Below are 17095 nucleotides of genomic sequence, written 5' to 3'. Positions count from 1 at the left end.
AGAGCTCTCACAAGGAGGAGAGTGGATGCCCGTTACTTTCATTTTATTTTTATTTTCGATAAGGTGAAGTATAGGCACACAAGAATAGTGCAGAACACTCATCTTCTGCAAGATTTATGATACAATCATTTTTTTGTTATATAACATACATCCATGATCGATCTTCATTGTCATAGTAATTTTTCTGATGGGGCCTTAACTCCAAAAGCATTGATACAAAAAGCACAAAACCAAAAGCTTCGGTGTTTGTCACTTACTGATCATGACACAGTAGCGGGTTATCCAGAGTTATTACAGGCGGCTACGAATACCTCAATTAAGATAATTAATGGGATAGAAATCAGCGTACGTTGGAAAAAACACGAACTTCATATTTTAGGTTATCAAATTCACCATACGACAAGTCTACTAGAGCTTATTCAGCGCCAAAATCAAAGCCGAGTGGAGCGTGCGCGGCAAATAGGCACAATATTAAATTCGGTAGGTATCACCGATGCTTATTCCAAAGCTTGTGAATTAGCTGGGCACACGCGTGTAGGTCGGCCTCATTTTGCTCAACTTTTAGTTAATGAAGGTAAAGCTCGAGATCTTGCTTCAGCATTTAAGCAATATTTAGGAAGAGGTAAAAAAGCTTATGTGCCTACCTTGTGGTTGACTGTTCAAGAGGCAGTAGAGGGAATTAAAGCGGCAGGTGGGCAAGCAGTGATTGCACATCCACTTAAATACGGATTGACGCGATCTAAATTGCATGAGTTAATTAACGAATTTAAAGAGGCTGGTGGTGTTGGTATAGAGGTAGTGTCGGGAGAAATGACACTTAATGAAGTTAATGAAATGGCTGCAACCAGTTTGCGGTTTCATTTATTGGCTTCTTCTGGATCAGACTATCATAGTGATAGCCATTCTCGTGTAAATCTCGGTGGCCAGAAGCTGCTACCAGCAAATTGTACGCCTATTTGGCATGAATGGAACATTGAACAGGGGACTTTATGAGTCAGTTTTTTGCATTACATCCTGATAATCCTCAAGCACGCTTGTTGCGAAAGGCCGTAAATATAATTGAAGACGGTGGTATCATTGTTTACCCTACCGACTCTGGCTACGCATTAGGTTGCGGCTTAGGTAATAAGTCAGCACTTGAGCGTATACGAAGATTACGACAATTGGATAAAAATCACAATATGACTCTTGTTTGTCGTGATCTTTCCCAACTTGGTCTTTATGCTCGGGTATCGAATCCTATATTTAGATTATTAAAAGCATTTACTCCTGGTGCCTATACTTTTATCCTTAATGCCACGCATGAAGTGCCGCGGCTTATGCTTCACCCTAAAAGAAAAACTTTGGGCTTACGTGTTCCAGATAATGTAATTACACTTGCATTATTAGAATGTCTGGAGGCGCCTTTGATGAGTACTACCTTAATTCTTCCGGGTGCTAAAGCACCATTAAGTGAACCTGAAGCAATTCGAGATCTTTTAGGAAATCAAATTGATTTAGTAATTGATGGTGGTCACTGTGGACAAGAACCGACAACTGTAGTTGATTTAACCGGTGATTATCCAGTAATCATAAGAGAGGGTAAAGGCGATCCTGAGCCCTTTAAATAAATTGAGGCGATTTTCAACTTTTTCGTGAACGGGGACGTATTTGCATGTATTAGGGTTCAATCTCGGGTTGGACACCTGCGTCGTATGCTCCTGAAAAGTCTAAAAAAGTTGAGAGTTATGTTAAATAAAATCATTAAAAGAGGATATTGATGTCAGTATTATTTAGTTCCAATAAACGAGTTGTTTCTGGAATGCGTGTCAGTGGAAGATTACATCTTGGACACTACCATGGGGTAATAAAAAATTGGATTAACTTACAACATCAATATGATTGCTTCTTTTTTGCTGCAGATTGGCATGGATTAACGACTCAATATGATGAGCCTAGATTTATAGAAAAACATCTTTGGGATATGATTATTGATTGGTTAGCTTGTGGCGTTAATCCTGGGTTATCACGAATTTTTATCCAATCTTGGGTTCCAGAACATGCGGAGTTGCATTTACTTTTATCCATGATTACTCCTTTGGGGTGGTTAGAAAGGGTTCCAACTTTTAAAGATCAACAAGAAAAGCTAAAGGAAAAGGATTTAGCAACCTACGGTTTTTTAGGGTATCCTTTATTACAAAGTGCTGATGTTTTGATTTATCATGCAGATTATGTTCCTGTTGGTGAAGATCAAGTCTCTCATATAGAGCTTACTCGAGAAATTGCTCGTCGTTTTAACTTCCTTTATGGTAAAGAACCTAATTTTGAAGAGTTAGCAATTGAAGCTATAAAAAAAATGGGTAAGAAAAACAGTAAATTCTATAGCGAGTTACGTCGGCAATTTCAAGAGCTTGGAAACCACGACGCAATTAAGACAGCCCAAGCTCTTTTGGAGGACCAGTCAAGCTTATCCATTGGTGATAAAGAGCGTTTATTGGGGTATTTAGAAGGTAGTGGTAAAATCATCCTACCTGAGCCTCATCCATTACTTACCGAAACGGCTAAAATGCCTGGTCTTGATGGACAAAAGATGTCTAAGTCTTATCATAATACCATTATGCTAAGAGAACCTCCTGAACAGGTAGAAAAGAAAATATTAACTATGCCAACAGATCCAGCGCGAGTAAAGCGAACAGATCCAGGAGAGCCTGAAAAATGTCCAGTTTGGCAATTTCACAAAATATACTCCAATGAGGAAGTTAAAAATTGGGTTCAGACAGGATGCCGTACTGCTGGAATTGGTTGTATTGAATGTAAAAGACCTGTTGTTGATAGTATTAATAAAGAGTTAAAACCCATTCAAGAAGCGATTACTGAATATGAGTCTGATTTAGGCTCAGTAAAACGAATCGTTTCTGAGGGAAGTGAATCAGCACGAGAAGTAGCTTGTAAAAATTTGAGTACTGTCAGAGAAGTTATGGGACTCGATTATTAAAGAGTTTGAATGGACATTGAATTATCAATTAAGCCAGAAATTAAAGCCGTAGTTGCAGGTAAAGAACTTACTGAGTTACCTGATGATTTATATATTCCGCCCGATGCGCTTGAAGTATTACTGGAGTCGTTTAGTGGTCCGCTTGACTTACTTTTATATCTGATTCGAAAGCAAAATATTGATATATTAGATATTCCTATTGTGAGTATTACAAAGCAATATTTGCATTACATTCAGTTGATGGAATGCCGGAGATTGGAGCTTGCAGCCGACTATTTATTGATGGCTGCAATGCTTGCTGAAATTAAGTCACGACTCTTATTGCCAGCCCCTCCAAAAGGTGACGATGAGGAGGACGAAGATCCACGCATGGCTTTAGTGCGGAGATTACAAGCGTATGAGCAAATAAAATGTGCTGCAGAATTGCTTGATGCTCTTCCTCGACAAGAGCGCGATCACTTCTTAATCCAAATAGTTCCAGCTGAACTTGAGCGAATCATCGTCCATCCGGAAGTTGAATTAGAGGATTTAGTTGAAGCAATGATTGCGTTAATGAAAAGAGAAGAGCACGTGAGCCATCATCAAATTTCTCGCGAAGCTTTGTCAGTTCGAGAGCGTATGAGCAGTATCTTACTCAAGCTGCAGGAGTATCCTGTTCTGGAATTTAAACAGTTATTTACTTTAGAAGAAGGAAGAAAGGGGCTTATTGTTTCCTTATTAGCCATTTTAGAATTGTCGAGACAATCCTTAATTGTTATTACCCAAAATGAAGCATTTGCTTCCATATTATTACAGGCAGCATAAATAATGGATGATAAGTTATTAAAAAGCATCATTGAAGCATTACTTCTAAGTTCTAATGAGCCTTTATCTGTAGAGCGCTTATTAGAAGTTTTTGATGAGAGACCAAGACCATCAAGAGAACAACTGATAACTGTTATTAACGAATTAAGAGAAGATTATTCGTCACGATCTTTTGATCTTGTCCAAGTTGCAACAGGTTTTATCATCCAAACAAAAAAAGAATACAGTAGTTGGGTAGCACGTTTGCAAATAGAAAAACCCACAAAATATTCACGTGCTTTGCTTGAAACATTAGCAATTATTGCGTACAAGCAACCAGTAACTCGAGCAGATATTGAGGAGTTGCGAGGAGTAGCAGTAAATAGCCAAATTATAAAAACCTTATTGGAAAGAGAATGGATTCGTATTTCTGGTTATAAAAATGTAGCAGGTAAGCCTGCTGTTTATACTACAACAAGAGAATTTCTAAATTATTTTAACTTACAATATTTAAATGAGCTTCCATCCTTACCAGAGGTTATGGAAACCTTAACTTTACATAATTCTAACGAAGAAGAGTATATTACTGAATGAACAGCTATAGGTTGCAAAAAATATTAAGCCAAGCAGGCCTGGGGTCTCGACGTGAAATGGAGCGCTGGATTGAAAATGGCTGGGTTCAAGTCAACGGAAAACCGGTGAAATTGGGTGATTCAGCGAGTGCTGAGGATAAAATTACCGTAAAAGGAAAATTGATTCCTAATCCACTAAAAGTTAAAAAGAACGTACGAATTTTACTTTATCATAAGCCAGTAGGAGAGATTTCAAGCCGTCATGATCCCAAATTTGAAAAAACTGTTTTTGATCATTTGCCTCATTTAAGACAAGGTCGTTGGGTACAAGTAGGGCGTTTGGATTTAAATACTTCAGGCTTACTTATTTTTACTAATTCTGGTGAACTCGCTAATCAATTAATGCATCCTAAATATGGATTAGAGAGAGAATACGCTGTTAGGGTCCATGGACAGGTTTCTCAGGAAGCTTTAAATAATTTAATTAAAGGAGTTGAGTTAGATGATGGAGTGGCAAAATTTACTCGTTTAGAGTTTCGTGGTGGGGAGGGTGCAAATAGTTGGTATCATGTGACTTTAAATGAAGGCCGAAATAGAGAAGTGCGACGTCTGTGGGAGTCACAAGGTGTTGAAGTAAGTCGTCTGATTCGAATTCGCTATGGAATGATTACTATGCCACGATATTTATCTCGAGGCCAGCATTATGAATTAACCCCTAAAGAGGTTTCAGACTTTTTGACTTCTTTGCCTAAAGGTTAGGGAGCATTTTGCGTTTAAGCAGTATAATTGCTTTTCCCAAAAGGTTTTAATGACTCTGCAATTTGTTTATATAATTCGGGAAGCCATCTTGGTTGTGCAAATGTTGATGTGGATGGCTTTTTCTTGCGAAGATCATTAGGTGCAATAATCACTTGAATATTATTTAATCCAACACGCCTTGCTAAAATAAATAGCTGATCAATTGCAAGATCACCAATAGCCAAACAACCTACAGATAAGTTTTTGCCATGGATAAAGATGTTATTTCCTAATTGTCGTCTTCCGTCCTGATAACCTTTTTGTCTGTCAAAATTATTAGGATAATTAATCATCATGGATAGGTGCATGCTACTAAATGGGTTAAAATTAACTAACCTATAAACACCTTCAGGAATTTGTTTGTCATTTTCACGTAATTTAGGCCCTAATCGTCCACTAAAACCTGTTAGTGGATAATCATGAATATGTTTCCAAGATTGCTTCGAGTTTCTTGCCCAAAGCTCTACCTTTCTTTCAGATTTAAAGGCAAGTAAAGCTACCTCTCGAGGAGGATAACTGATCCCGGCTCTAGAAAAATAGGATTTTAACTGAGGTTCAACTCTTAAACCATAGCGTTTTACAGCACGATCAACAGCTTGATCCCAATTAAGCTTAGGTGCCATAGCATAGCTATTAAAGCTAAATACTATCATAATAAGAGCATATACTCGTTTCATGTAAATACTAAAATTATAAAATTTTGACATGGTATCAAATAATAATCCAAAGAACAATTTGTCTTCCCGTGTTATCAAACCTAGCTCATACATTTACCACTGAACTTCTTTTTCATTCTTTTTTATGCTTTATTAACATTTGTTTTTTTATCGATAACGGTAATTGCGCAGCAATAAAATCAGGGCTTACTGCTAAATGTCCTACAGATGGTATTAAACCATAATAATTAGGACAGAGATACATGATAGAACTATCAAGATTAACTTTATAAAATACATATTTACTTTTGCAATAATCAGGTTTATTAATAAGCGCAACTTGTATTATAGGAGTTCCCTCCATTTTATTTTCAATAAAAAAGGCATTCAACCAAAGATTAATAATACTTAAAAGTGCAATAACAACTAGAAATGCATTAACAAAGCTGTATACATATTTCAAAGTACTCCCATTACTTAAATGTGAGATCACGTAAATTAAGGTAATCAACAATATAAGCAAATTAGAGGAATATATTGCCGCATTATAATAGTTAAAATAAGTGCCAAAAATTTGATTACCTGAGAATTGGAGATGAATCAACATAGCTATCAGGCTTAGCCAAAGAGCTGAAATCATGTAATAGATGGCACTTTTTTTTATGCCAATAATTAGGAGTATTAAAGCAATTAATGGAAAAAAATCTTGGATTAATTTTGCAATGATATACATATCAAGAGATACTCTTAAAATTAGGGTCTATTGACAATTGCTTTCCCTCTGCTTACGTCGCGCACAAAGCTAAGGACATTGATGAGCAATAAGCCTTATATTTATTCCTATAAACCATATAGTTATAACAGTATTTTTAATTGGTGTATAGTGAAGTTGCCTCAGTTTAGTTGGAGTATAGATTTTTTTGTTTTACAAGAATAATACTTGGTTGTACAGGATATCGTGTTGTTTTAACTATCGCTTCGGGAAGCATGATTTGTTTCACAGCGAAAGTCTCCTCGTTTTTAAGTATATAATGAAGTGGATTAATAGGTTCTTTAAAAGCACCCCTATTTTTTTGTTTAGAAACAGATACGGATGAATGAATGCTACCTATCCATAAAGGTTTATTTGATTTCAATAAAGTATAATTAGACTCCCAGATTCTTAATTCTAAAGTTAAATCAGATTGTTTCTCGGTATAGGTCATTATTAATACTGGCGGTTTGTTTTCATAGAGTTGAGTTAATAATGGTAATTTAACACTATGAGGTTCTTTATCCATACGCATCAATAAATTGGAAAAAAATGAATCCAAATGTGACTCCCATCCATTTTCTTCTAGGCTATGTTGGAATAAATATAAATCCCCAGCATATTGTAAATTAAATAGACTGATCCTTTTTCCAATTCTACTTAATTGGTAAATTGGCAATATGGGTTTTTTTTGTTGCCACCATGTCTTTTCACTTAAGGTATATTGTTGATGGTATGGGGTGTGGTTATAGGATAGTTTTTGGAAATTATAGGAGGTGGATAATAATGAAAATAAAATAATACTGATAAAAAAAGGTGAAAATACCGCTAAAGAAAAAGATGTTTTTGTAAGATTAAAGTTTGTTTTTCTATAAATCAGACAATGAATAAGACAGATTGTTGCACCTGCAAAATAAGATGCAATAATATCTGTGAACCAATAATCCCCTAAATAAATAGAGCCTAAACCACTTAAGCCTAAAATTGTAAATATTAGAGACTTAAGGGCATTCGTAAAGAGATCATAAGTATTTTTTATATAAAATAAGACGAATCCATATAATGCTGTAGCAATTTCAAGATTAATTGCTGGAAAAGAGGAACCAGGCATAACCACTAAAATTCCAGTAGGTCTTGGTACATATACGGAGAATGCTAAGATGAATACGAGAAGACAATTAAAAATAACAAGGCTGAATAAATAAATTACTGTAGAAATTTTATTCTGGTAAAGAAACCAGCAGGAACTAATAATGAAAAAACTAACAATGGTTATTGTGCTAGTAAGTTGGGTACAAAAAATAAAAAAAGTTTTAAGTAACGTTGTATTAAAACTTTGAAGAAATAAATAAATGGGCAAATTGATATAAGATAGCCATGATGTCTTAATTGTTAAAACTAGAAGGATAATAAAACTGATGAGACAAAAAAGAGTAATAAGTACTAAAGATGCTGTAGGATAGTGGTCTTTTTCATCTTTCGGGGTAATTGCTTGATATACAGAAGCTAGTAATGAATTATTTTTAAATGTTATCCATAAATTATGTAGTGATAATTTCAAGAAGGAATTTAATTGCTTAATGAGCCACTTAAATATTAAGCTGATAAGCCAAATTCCAGCAAGAAGTATAAGGATTAATACAAATAAATGTGTCGCGTTCTCAGTAGATAACTCATGACTTGCTGCACCAAGAATGACTCCGGGCATTACATATAAAAGAGACCATCCTATAGCAGATAAAACATTGGCAACAAAAAAATGCCATTGTTTCATATGCAGTATTCCTGCAATAACCGGAATTATAGAGCGTAAGGGGCCTACAAAACGGCCTATCAGAACACTTTTCCCCCCATGAGCTTTAAAAAAGTCTTTACCATATTGTAACCATTTGGGGTATTTCTTAAATGGCCAAATGTCAATTAATTGCTCACTATAATAGTAACCTAGTGCATAGCTTAAACTATCGCCTACTACGGCACCTAAAATAGCTGCCAATAAAGTAAGGTCGACGCGCATGACTCCTGAACCCGCGAGAATTCCTATAGCAGTCATTGTAACACTTCCAGGCACTATACTTCCTATGATTGCTAATGACTCTGCTAATGAAATAAGAAAGGTTATAAATAAAGACCAGTGAGGGTTTTGTTGCAACCAGTCTGTAAGTGGTTGTACATAGTCTATGAACAAGTTCATGTGTCACTAAGGATAGAATTGTTGTAAAAAATACTGCACAAAATGCTGGCTGACTTCATCTAATTGTGCCGTAGGATAGAAATGACTTATCTGAGTCATTTCCATTTTTTCAAATCCACAAGGATTAATGCCCAAAAATGGTTTCAAATTCATATTAACATTAAGTGCAATTCCATGATAAGTACAACCATTTTTTACTCTTAAACCTATAGATGCAATTTTTTGTTCTTTGACATAGACTCCTGGGGCCCCACATCGAATCGATCCTTCAATTTTGTATTGTTCAAGAACAGAGATTAAAATTTGTTCTAATTTGCTGACTAATGATCTGATACCTAAATTTTTTCTTCTTAAATCCATTAAAATATAGGCCACAAGTTGGCCAGGTCCATGATAAGTGACTTGTCCTCCACGATCAGATTGTATTATAGGTATGTTAGTCGGATTTAAGATATGTTCTGGCTTTCCTGCTTGACCTTGAGTATATACAGAAAAATGCTCAAGCAGCCAAAGCTCATCTTCAGTGGTAGTTTGGCGGCTCTGCGTAAAATCTTTCATTTGCAGCCAAACATCATCGTAATTTTGAATACCTAGCTGTCGTATTTTCATTATAGAACCATCTTTACTTCTGGATGCTGAGTAAGGGCTCGATAAAATGCATCAAGACTTTCTTGATTTTCAACGAATACTGAAACTGTGATCGCCAAGTAATTAGAGTTATTACTCATTTTGTGTGTCAATGCATCTTGAGCTGTATTAGGAAAATGGGTTAAGGTAATTTGCCTAATTTCCTCCAGAAAAAAAGGTGAATTATTCCCTATTATTTTTATAGGAAAGTAACAGGGAAAATCAATGAATGTTTCTTTAGTCATCCTTTATAAACCTTAAGAACCAAACCATCCTTTAAAGAGCAAGCGTATAGAATCTTTGGTTCGAGTAAAAAAGCCCCCAGACTCAACATCTTGCAGCGCATAAAGAGTTTGAGTAGATACAACATTATTATCAAATTGTACAACTAATTCACCTATTTTATCTCCTTTCTTAATTGGAGCTTCAAGATAAGAAGGTATTTTAGTTGTAATATTGAGACGTTGATATTGCCCAGTTGGAATAGTGATGTACTGATTTTCATTTAGCCCTACAGCTACCTTATCTATTTGTCCTTTGTACAGAGGTAGCTCTGTAATTGATTGACCGGATTTATAAAGTTGATGTGTTTCAAAAAATCTGAAACCATAGTTAAGTAGTTTCTCACTATCATCTGCACGAGATGAATCAGTGGGCTCGCCTAAAACTACTGCTAATAAGCGCATATTGTCGCGTTTTGCAGAAGAGACTAAACAAAAACCTGCCTCGTTTGTATGGCCTGTTTTTATACCATCTACTTGATTATCACGCCACAACAATCTATTTCTATTCGGTTGGCGAATACCATTGTAGGTAAACCATTTTTGCTTGTACCATTCATAGTATTGAGGGAAGTCAATAATTAATGCTCTACCAAGAATCGCTAAATCTTTAGCCGTAGTATATAAGTTAGGATCGGGCAATCCAGTGCTGTCAGTAAAGTGGCTGTTTTTCATTCCTAAATTCTGGGCTTGTTGGTTCATGAGATCTGTAAAGGAGTTTTCAGTTCCACCGATATGCTCTGCCATAGCAACACATGCATCATTTCCAGAGTCAACGATAATCCCTTTCAGCAAATCCTCTACAGGTACTTGTTGTCCTTCTTTAATAAACATACGTGAACCACCAATTTTCCATGCTTCACGGCTTACTCTAACATTATCATTGAGATGGATTTGTTCATGATGAAGGGCGTTAGAGACAACATATAAGGTCATCATCTTAGTTAAACTAGCAGGTGGTAATCGTTCGTCACTGTTCTTTTCAGCAATGATTTTTCCACTATTTACATCAATTAATATGTACGCTTTAGCATTAAGAATAGGCGCTGCAGGAGTTACTAACGGTTTATTCATAACTGTAGGGGATGGTCTGTCTAAATTTGCTGTAGGTTTTGGGGGTAACGTACCTTCATCAGCCATCAAATGAGTTGACTGTACAAATAAAGTGATGATAAACAATGTGGTTAAAAGAATAGACGTTGTTCTTGTCATGTTATTGCCTAATGTAATTACAAAAATTTGCTTATGTTACCACACCCTTTTCCATGCAACAAAAGGACATGTGAAAAATAATGAAATTTTTTTCTATTGAAAATAATTCTTCGAAATTAAGTTATATTTCGGTATATTAGCCAAAAATAATAATTATTCGAAATGGTAAATATGCGAAAGATACTTATTGCTATGACAATTTTATTAGTAGGATGTCAAACTACAAATCAGCCTCCCAATACGGCGTCCTCCGGCGGAAAAAAATCTACACGAAATGCATCTCAAAGTACGAATAATTCAATTTATAACCGTTATAAGAATAGAACAAATCGATATACACAATTTCAGGATGGAGCACCAGCAAAGCAGAGGAAAATCAGTTTTAAAGAGCCTGTTCCGACAAAAGAACCTTTGAGTCGATATGGTAATCCCGGTGAATATTCAGTTGATGGGCGCTCCTATCAAGTGATGAGAAATTCATCAGGCTATAAAACACGAGGAGTTGCTTCTTGGTATGGAACCAAGTTTCATAAACAAAGAACTTCAAGTGGTGAGCCTTATAACATGTATGTTATGTCTGCAGCCCATAAGACGTTACCTTTGCCTACTTATATAAAAGTAAAAAATTTAGATAACGGGAAAGAGGCTATAGTTAAAGTGAATGACCGGGGACCTTTTCACTCCAATCGGATTATTGATTTATCTTATGCAGCGGCCTTAAAACTGGGTGTGTTCCCTAAAGGGACTGCTAATGTTGAAATAGAAACCTTGGCAGGACCAAGACAAGCTCGTTATTACATACAAGCAGGAGCTTTTACAACAGAGGTTTCTGCAAAACACTTAAAAGAAAAGTTGGCGCGTATTACAGCATTACCTGTTTCTATAGAACGCTATGGCCGAAACTACATTGTTAGGGTAGGACCATTGGGATCAAAAAATACAGCGGACAATTTAAAGCGTAAGTTAGCAGTTAATGGAGTGAGAGGATCATTTTCCGTTTTGATTTGATTGAATAATGGAATATAGAGATAGCTAATTTGCGGATAAATAGATAAAATTATTGCGTCTATATTTCAAGATACTAATATTGTAACAATAATAGTGTAGTCTGGATGAAACAAAACAGTGTGAACATTAATCATTAATGTTTTGTTTGATTCATGATAATATTTTCTAAATTTTTTGGCTGATAAACATTAATAAGGTACTTGATCAATGCATGATGGTTCTGTGTTTTACACCATTTTTTTAATTTTCGCAGGCGCTGCATTTTTATCTACGTTGGTTCTTTATACCAAACAATCTTTATTAGTTGCTTATATTCTACTTGGAGCAATGCTTGGACCTTGGGGGTTGAAGCTTGTATCTGACATTAGTGTTGTGAAGCAAATTGGCGATGTTGGCATTGTATTTCTTCTATTTCTCCTTGGATTGCACTTACAGCCGCAAAATCTAATCCACATGTTGAGAAAAGTAACCTGGATTGCTTTAATTAGCTCCATACTTTTTGCTGTAACTGCATATTGGATTGGAAGATTTTTTGGATTAACTGTAGCTGAGTCATGGATTTTAGGTGGTTCCATGATGTTCTCAAGTACAATTATTGGCTTGAAATTATTACCCACTACTATTTTACATCATCAACACACAGGCGAAGTCATGATTAGTGTGCTATTAATGCAAGATGTCATTGCAATAATTGTATTAATCTTGATTAATGGCGCCCAACACAGGAGTGGTCTCTCTTTTGATGATATTATGTTAGTTGGTATTGCTTTACCTGCGCTTTGCCTTTTTGCTTTTGCAGTTGAAAAATATGTTTTGATACGTTTACTTGCCCGCTTTGATAGAACTCAAGAATATGTATTTCTATTGTCTATTGGTTGGTGTCTTGGTTTATCTGTTCTCGCACAAACAATAGGTTTGTCAGAAGATATAGGTGCCTTTATTGCCGGAGTAGCATTAGCGGCTAGTCCTATTTCTCTTTTTATTGCAGAAAGCTTAAAGCCATTAAGAGACTTTTTTTTAGTGATGTTCTTCTTTTCAATTGGAGCGACTTTTAATTTTGATTTGGCGAAGCAAATTGTTATGCCTGCTTTGATCTTATCTGCTTTAATTCTACTTATTAAACCTCTTTTGTTTTATTTTCTTCTTAACAAATCCGGTGAAAAAAAACAGGTTGCAAAAGAAGTTGGAGTTCGATTGGGGCAGGCAAGTGAGTTCTCATTGCTTGTGGCAAGCATTGCATTGAGTACACAGCTCATTTCCGATAAAGCATCAAATTTGATCCAAGCAACGACTATTTTAACGTTTATTGTTTCATCATATTTTGTTGTGTTGAAATACCCAACGCCTATAGCCTTATCTGATAAAATGCGTAAGGATTAAATAATGAAATTATTAGTAATACTTTTATGTCTATTTTGTGAACGATTCTTGATTCATACAGCCTCTTATCAACGATTTTATTGGTTTACTAGTTATTATCAAAAGATAAAAAGCAGGGCGGATAAGAATAGTTTTTTTGCCAATCCTTGGGCGCTCCTGGCTTTAATAGTAATACCTCTATTACTGGTGGCGTTAATTATCTACTTATTATTGCACCCTATTTTTTTTGGTTTAATGGGTTTGATTTTAAGTATTTTAATTTTTTTCTATTGTTTAGGACCTCAAAATATATTCTATCCAGTCACCCACTCAGAGGCTAAAAGTGATCAGGAGCTAATAGCAGATTATTTTATCTGCGCAAACAGACAGTTATTTTCTCTTGTATTTTGGTTCATTGTTGCTGGGCCAATTGGAGCGCTAGCTTACCGCTTGATTACTTTATGCCGAGAATTTAATACTGTTCATGAACAAGCAAATGAAATCACGGATCTGCTTGAATGGATACCCGCACGACTTACAGTAATTCTTTTTTTGCTTGTGGGAAATTTTCAACGAGGTATTTCCTTATTTACTCGTTTTCTTTTTGCAAAACCAGAAATCAATTCTGAGATGTTACGAGATTGTGGGTTGCAAGCGGTTAGAAGCAATGACATGGACGAAATATCAATGCCCGCAGCCGAAAGTTTAGTGGAGCATGCAATTATTGTTATGTTGGTCTTTATTGCTTTATTTACATTATTTTCTTGGATGTAGCTTATAACGGATATTTATATGAGCTTTTTTTTGCGATTATTGTGTTGTGTTGTATTGCTTCACCTATTGGGTTGTCAAGGAATGCGGCAAAATGTACTTAAGGAACGGGCTATAGCACAGTGCAATATGACCTGCATGCAGCATTTTGAGTTTTGTAAGAAAAATTGTATTGATAATTGCCCAACTTGTTCTGCTGTATCTCAAACTACAGCTGCTAGTGATTTTGAAAAATATGTGCACGAAAGAAAAGTTGAAGGCAAAAAAGTGATGCGTGAGTTGAATTCTTATCGCGATCCACTACAATGCCGCAAAGTAACTTGTGACTGCTTGTCAGACTTGACTGTTTGTAAGCAAAGTTGTGCTGGAGTAATTCCAAAAAAATTACAAACTGTACCTAATTGTACTTAATAGATTTCGGGGAACACTTTCATGGCAAATGAAAATAATTTAGATTTGGATCCTGTAGAAACACGTGAATGGCTGGATGCCCTGCAAGCTGTATTGATCAATGATGGTCCGGAAAGAGGTGCATTTCTTTTAAAACAGCTTCTTAATAAAGCAAACACAGAAGGCGTAAATTTATCCAGCTCGATTAATACGCCTTACAGAAACACCATTAAGCCTCATGAAGAAAAACAAATGCCTCCCGATGAGGGACTTGCTAAACGAATCAGTGCTTTAATCCGCTGGAATGCAGTGGCTATGGTGTTACGTGCTGGTAAATATGCAGCAGAGCTCGGCGGACATATTGCTTCGTATGCGTCTGCATCTACCTTATATGAAACAGGATTTAATCACTTTTTTAAAGGTTCTAATAATGAAAGTTGTGGTGATTTAATTTATATGCAGGGCCATTCTGCTCCGGGGATATATGCGCGCGCGTTTTTAGAAGGACGACTTACAGAGAAACAATTAAGTAAATTCAGACAGGAAGTTGAGGTCGATGGCTTATCATCTTACCCCCATCCTTGGCTTATGGGCGAGTTTTGGCAATTTCCTACTGTATCAATGGGATTGGGGCCTTTACAAGCTATTTATCAAGCAAGATTTTTAAAATATTTGGAAAATAGAGGACTCATAAAAGCAGAGAATAGAAAAGTATGGGCTTTTCTTGGTGATGGAGAGATGGATGAGCCTGAATCTGTTGGTGCTTTAAGTATTGCTGCTCGAGAAAAATTAGATAATCTCATTTTTGTTATAAATTGTAATTTGCAACGTTTAGATGGTCCTGTTCGAGGCAATGGCAAAATTATTCAAGAATTAGAAGGATTATTTCGTGGTGCCGGGTGGAATGTAATTAAGGTTATATGGGGAGGACGATGGGATCCACTATTGGCCCGTGATAAAGATGGCTGGTTGCAAAAACGGATGCAAGAGTGTGTCGATGGAGATTATCAAGCTTATAAGGCAAATAACGGGGCTTATGTAAGACAACATTTTTTTAATCATTATCCAGAATTAAGGAAAATGGTTGAAAATTATACGGATGAGGAAATTTGGCGCTTAAATAGAGGTGGCCATGATTCGCAAAAAGTTTATGCCGCATATGCTAAAGCAGTTGAGCATAAAGGAACTCCAACAGTTATCTTAGCAAAAACAATAAAAGGCTACGGTATGGGGGCTGCTGGTGAAGGACAAAATATTACTCACCAACAAAAAAAGATGACTGTAGAGCAACTGCAAGTATTTAGAGATCGATTTAGTATTCCTATCAGTGATGATAAGATTGCTGATATTCCTTTTTATAAGCCTGCAGATGATAGTCCTGAAATTAAGTATATTAAAAAGCAAAGGGAACTTTTAGGCGGCTATTTACCAGCACGCTCTACTCACGTAGACCCCCTTAAAACCCCACCTTTAGAAGACTTTTCTTCAATTACTAAAGGACTGGGAGATAGAGAAATTTCTACAACTATGGCTTTTGTTCGCATTCTTTCAACTTTGTTGAAAAATAAAGAAATTAGCTCACGAATTGTTCCCATTGTTCCAGATGAATGTCGAACTTTTGGTATGGAAGGATTATTCAGACAAATAGGTATTTATTCACCTGTTGGCCAACTTTACACTCCAGTCGATCATGAGCAGGTCATGTTTTATCGGGAAGCACGCGATGGACAAATTTTAGAAGAAGGAATTAATGAGGCAGGTGCTTTTTGTTCATGGATCGCTGCAGCAACATCGTATAGTTCGAATAAATTAACGATGATTCCGTTTTATATTTATTATTCCATGTTTGGTTTTCAACGCATTGGTGATTTAGCATGGGCAGCCGGAGATATACAAGCACGAGGATTCTTACTTGGTGGTACTGCTGGACGTACCACACTTGCTGGCGAAGGTTTACAACATCAAGATGGTCATAGTCATTTGTATGCTTCTACCATTCCTAATTGTGTTTCTTATGACCCTACTTATGCGTACGAGCTCGCGGTGATCATTCAGAATGGATTGCATCGTATGTATGAAAAGCAGGAAAATATTTTCTATTACATTACTGTAATGAATGAAAATTATACGCATCCAGATATGCCTGAAGGAGTAGAAGAGGGTATTATAAAAGGAATGTATTTACTGCAAACAAGCAAGAAAAAATCGAAGCATCACGTACAACTCATGGGCAGTGGAACAATATTGCGTGAAGTTCTTCAAGCAGCAAAAATGTTAAAGGACGATTATTCGGTGACTTCTGATGTTTGGAGTGTGACGAGCTTTAATGAATTAAGACGAGATGGCTTAGCTGTAGAACGTTATAACGCAATGCATCCCCAAGAAAAAGAACAAAAATGTTATGTGGTGGAGCAATTAAAGGATAGACCAGGCCCAGTAATTGCTGCGACTGACTATATGAGAATTTATGCGGATCAAATTCGTCCTTTTGTTCCAAATCATTATGTAACTTTGGGAACTGATGGCTATGGAAGAAGTGACACGCGCCAACAGTTGCGTCATTTTTTTGAAGTTGACGCTAAGTTCATCGTTTTGGCAGCTTTGAATGCTTTAGTGGCTGAAGGAAACCTGGATAAGTCTAAGGTTGTGGATGCAATGAAACGCTATAACATTAATCCTGATAAATTGAATCCGGTTAATCATTAGAATTGAATTAAAT

General features: G+C 36.1%; 17 protein-coding genes. 11 read left to right on the top strand and 6 right to left on the bottom strand.

The features are described from left to right. The first annotated feature begins 153 nt into the window (after nt 1-153). From DYH34_RS09345 to rluB, 6 genes are all read left to right on the top strand, one after another. Complete coding sequence (locus DYH34_RS09345) at nt 154-993, top strand: PHP domain-containing protein (protein ID WP_058466371.1); 840 nt, start codon at nt 154-156, stop codon at nt 991-993. Beyond that, entirely contained in the window at nt 990-1610 is a 621-nt protein-coding gene (locus DYH34_RS09340; protein WP_003636994.1) for an L-threonylcarbamoyladenylate synthase, read from the top strand. The genes DYH34_RS09345 and DYH34_RS09340 overlap by 4 nt, the downstream gene beginning before the upstream one ends. A 149-nt stretch (nt 1611-1759) precedes the next feature. Next, the gene (locus tag DYH34_RS09335; RefSeq protein ID WP_058466370.1) at nt 1760-2974 is read left to right on the top strand and encodes a tryptophan--tRNA ligase; all 1215 of its coding nucleotides are present in this window, start codon (nt 1760-1762) and stop codon (nt 2972-2974) included. A gap of 9 nt (nt 2975-2983) precedes the next feature. Beyond that, nucleotides 2984-3778 carry a segregation and condensation protein A gene (locus DYH34_RS09330; protein WP_058466369.1) on the top strand — a complete coding sequence of 265 codons (795 nt, stop codon included), beginning with the start codon at nt 2984-2986 and terminating at the stop codon, nt 3776-3778. A 3-nt stretch (nt 3779-3781) separates the two neighbouring features. After that, nucleotides 3782-4351 (top strand): SMC-Scp complex subunit ScpB, encoded by a 570-nt coding sequence (gene scpB, locus DYH34_RS09325; protein WP_058466368.1) that lies wholly within the window; start codon nt 3782-3784, stop codon nt 4349-4351. After that, a complete protein-coding gene (rluB, locus tag DYH34_RS09320) occupies nt 4348-5088 on the top strand; it encodes a 23S rRNA pseudouridine(2605) synthase RluB (RefSeq protein ID WP_058466367.1) in 741 nt (246 codons plus the stop codon). Before scpB ends, rluB begins: the two co-directional genes overlap by 4 nt. Nucleotides 5089-5102: 14 nt before the next feature. Here the strand turns inward: rluB and DYH34_RS09315 are convergent, their stop codons facing one another. From DYH34_RS09315 to DYH34_RS09290, 6 genes are all read right to left on the bottom strand, one after another. Next, nucleotides 5103-5804, bottom strand: a complete 702-nt coding sequence (locus tag DYH34_RS09315; RefSeq protein ID WP_172465412.1) for a L,D-transpeptidase family protein — start codon at nt 5802-5804, stop codon at nt 5103-5105. Between the two features lie 112 nt (nt 5805-5916). Next, complete coding sequence (locus DYH34_RS09310; protein WP_058466366.1) at nt 5917-6516, bottom strand: hypothetical protein; 600 nt, start codon at nt 6514-6516, stop codon at nt 5917-5919. A gap of 166 nt (nt 6517-6682) precedes the next feature. After that, nucleotides 6683-8728, bottom strand: a complete 2046-nt coding sequence (locus DYH34_RS09305) for a VTT domain-containing protein (RefSeq protein ID WP_058466365.1) — start codon at nt 8726-8728, stop codon at nt 6683-6685. A gap of 6 nt (nt 8729-8734) precedes the next feature. Further along, nucleotides 8735-9337: a lipoyl(octanoyl) transferase LipB gene (gene lipB / locus DYH34_RS09300; RefSeq protein WP_058466364.1), complete on the bottom strand. Its 603-nt coding sequence runs from the start codon at nt 9335-9337 to the stop codon at nt 8735-8737. Further along, entirely contained in the window at nt 9337-9600 is a 264-nt protein-coding gene (locus tag DYH34_RS09295; RefSeq protein WP_058466363.1) for an HP0495 family protein, read from the bottom strand. The genes lipB and DYH34_RS09295 overlap by 1 nt, the downstream gene beginning before the upstream one ends. A 12-nt stretch (nt 9601-9612) precedes the next feature. Continuing rightward, nucleotides 9613-10848 carry a D-alanyl-D-alanine carboxypeptidase family protein gene (locus tag DYH34_RS09290; RefSeq protein ID WP_058466362.1) on the bottom strand — a complete coding sequence of 412 codons (1236 nt, stop codon included), beginning with the start codon at nt 10846-10848 and terminating at the stop codon, nt 9613-9615. A gap of 171 nt (nt 10849-11019) precedes the next feature. Here DYH34_RS09290 and DYH34_RS09285 point away from each other — a divergent pair, with 171 nt between their 5' ends. The 5 genes from DYH34_RS09285 to aceE all read left to right on the top strand — a co-directional run bounded on the left by DYH34_RS09285 (nt 11020) and on the right by aceE (nt 17082). Next, complete coding sequence (locus DYH34_RS09285) at nt 11020-11856, top strand: septal ring lytic transglycosylase RlpA family protein (RefSeq protein ID WP_058466361.1); 837 nt, start codon at nt 11020-11022, stop codon at nt 11854-11856. 207 nt (nt 11857-12063) lie between these two features. Continuing rightward, nucleotides 12064-13236, top strand: coding sequence for a cation:proton antiporter (locus DYH34_RS09280; RefSeq protein WP_058466360.1), 1173 nt, complete (start codon nt 12064-12066; stop codon nt 13234-13236). Nucleotides 13237-13239: 3 nt separating this feature from the next. Then, a complete protein-coding gene (ampE, locus tag DYH34_RS09275) occupies nt 13240-13989 on the top strand; it encodes a regulatory signaling modulator protein AmpE (RefSeq protein WP_058466359.1) in 750 nt (249 codons plus the stop codon). Nucleotides 13990-14007: 18 nt separating this feature from the next. Next, nucleotides 14008-14397: a hypothetical protein gene (locus DYH34_RS09270; protein WP_058466358.1), complete on the top strand. Its 390-nt coding sequence runs from the start codon at nt 14008-14010 to the stop codon at nt 14395-14397. A gap of 21 nt (nt 14398-14418) precedes the next feature. Further along, entirely contained in the window at nt 14419-17082 is a 2664-nt protein-coding gene (aceE, locus tag DYH34_RS09265) for a pyruvate dehydrogenase (acetyl-transferring), homodimeric type (RefSeq protein WP_058466357.1), read from the top strand. Nucleotides 17083-17095 lie beyond the last annotated feature (13 nt).

It is taken from the genome of Legionella cincinnatiensis (assembly GCF_900452415.1).
Taxonomy (GTDB): Bacteria; Pseudomonadota; Gammaproteobacteria; order Legionellales; family Legionellaceae; genus Legionella; species Legionella cincinnatiensis.
This window is presented reverse-complemented; position numbering and strand designations above follow the sequence as displayed.

What these genes read in the sequence shown, in the direction of transcription:
- DYH34_RS09345 (WP_058466371.1), top strand. Translation starts at nt 154, where the DNA reads ATGATCGATCTTCATTGTCATAGTAATTTTTCTGATGGGGCCTTAACT.
- DYH34_RS09340 (WP_003636994.1), top strand. Translation starts at nt 990, where the DNA reads ATGAGTCAGTTTTTTGCATTACATCCTGATAATCCTCAAGCACGCTTG.
- DYH34_RS09335 (WP_058466370.1), top strand. Translation starts at nt 1,760, where the DNA reads ATGTCAGTATTATTTAGTTCCAATAAACGAGTTGTTTCTGGAATGCGT.
- DYH34_RS09330 (WP_058466369.1), top strand. Translation starts at nt 2,984, where the DNA reads ATGGACATTGAATTATCAATTAAGCCAGAAATTAAAGCCGTAGTTGCA.
- scpB (WP_058466368.1), top strand. Translation starts at nt 3,782, where the DNA reads ATGGATGATAAGTTATTAAAAAGCATCATTGAAGCATTACTTCTAAGT.
- rluB (WP_058466367.1), top strand. Translation starts at nt 4,348, where the DNA reads ATGAACAGCTATAGGTTGCAAAAAATATTAAGCCAAGCAGGCCTGGGG.
- DYH34_RS09315 (WP_172465412.1), bottom strand. Translation starts at nt 5,804, where the DNA reads ATGAAACGAGTATATGCTCTTATTATGATAGTATTTAGCTTTAATAGC.
- DYH34_RS09310 (WP_058466366.1), bottom strand. Translation starts at nt 6,516, where the DNA reads ATGTATATCATTGCAAAATTAATCCAAGATTTTTTTCCATTAATTGCT.
- DYH34_RS09305 (WP_058466365.1), bottom strand. Translation starts at nt 8,728, where the DNA reads ATGAACTTGTTCATAGACTATGTACAACCACTTACAGACTGGTTGCAA.
- lipB (WP_058466364.1), bottom strand. Translation starts at nt 9,337, where the DNA reads ATGAAAATACGACAGCTAGGTATTCAAAATTACGATGATGTTTGGCTG.
- DYH34_RS09295 (WP_058466363.1), bottom strand. Translation starts at nt 9,600, where the DNA reads ATGACTAAAGAAACATTCATTGATTTTCCCTGTTACTTTCCTATAAAA.
- DYH34_RS09290 (WP_058466362.1), bottom strand. Translation starts at nt 10,848, where the DNA reads ATGACAAGAACAACGTCTATTCTTTTAACCACATTGTTTATCATCACT.
- DYH34_RS09285 (WP_058466361.1), top strand. Translation starts at nt 11,020, where the DNA reads ATGCGAAAGATACTTATTGCTATGACAATTTTATTAGTAGGATGTCAA.
- DYH34_RS09280 (WP_058466360.1), top strand. Translation starts at nt 12,064, where the DNA reads ATGCATGATGGTTCTGTGTTTTACACCATTTTTTTAATTTTCGCAGGC.
- ampE (WP_058466359.1), top strand. Translation starts at nt 13,240, where the DNA reads ATGAAATTATTAGTAATACTTTTATGTCTATTTTGTGAACGATTCTTG.
- DYH34_RS09270 (WP_058466358.1), top strand. Translation starts at nt 14,008, where the DNA reads ATGAGCTTTTTTTTGCGATTATTGTGTTGTGTTGTATTGCTTCACCTA.
- aceE (WP_058466357.1), top strand. Translation starts at nt 14,419, where the DNA reads ATGGCAAATGAAAATAATTTAGATTTGGATCCTGTAGAAACACGTGAA.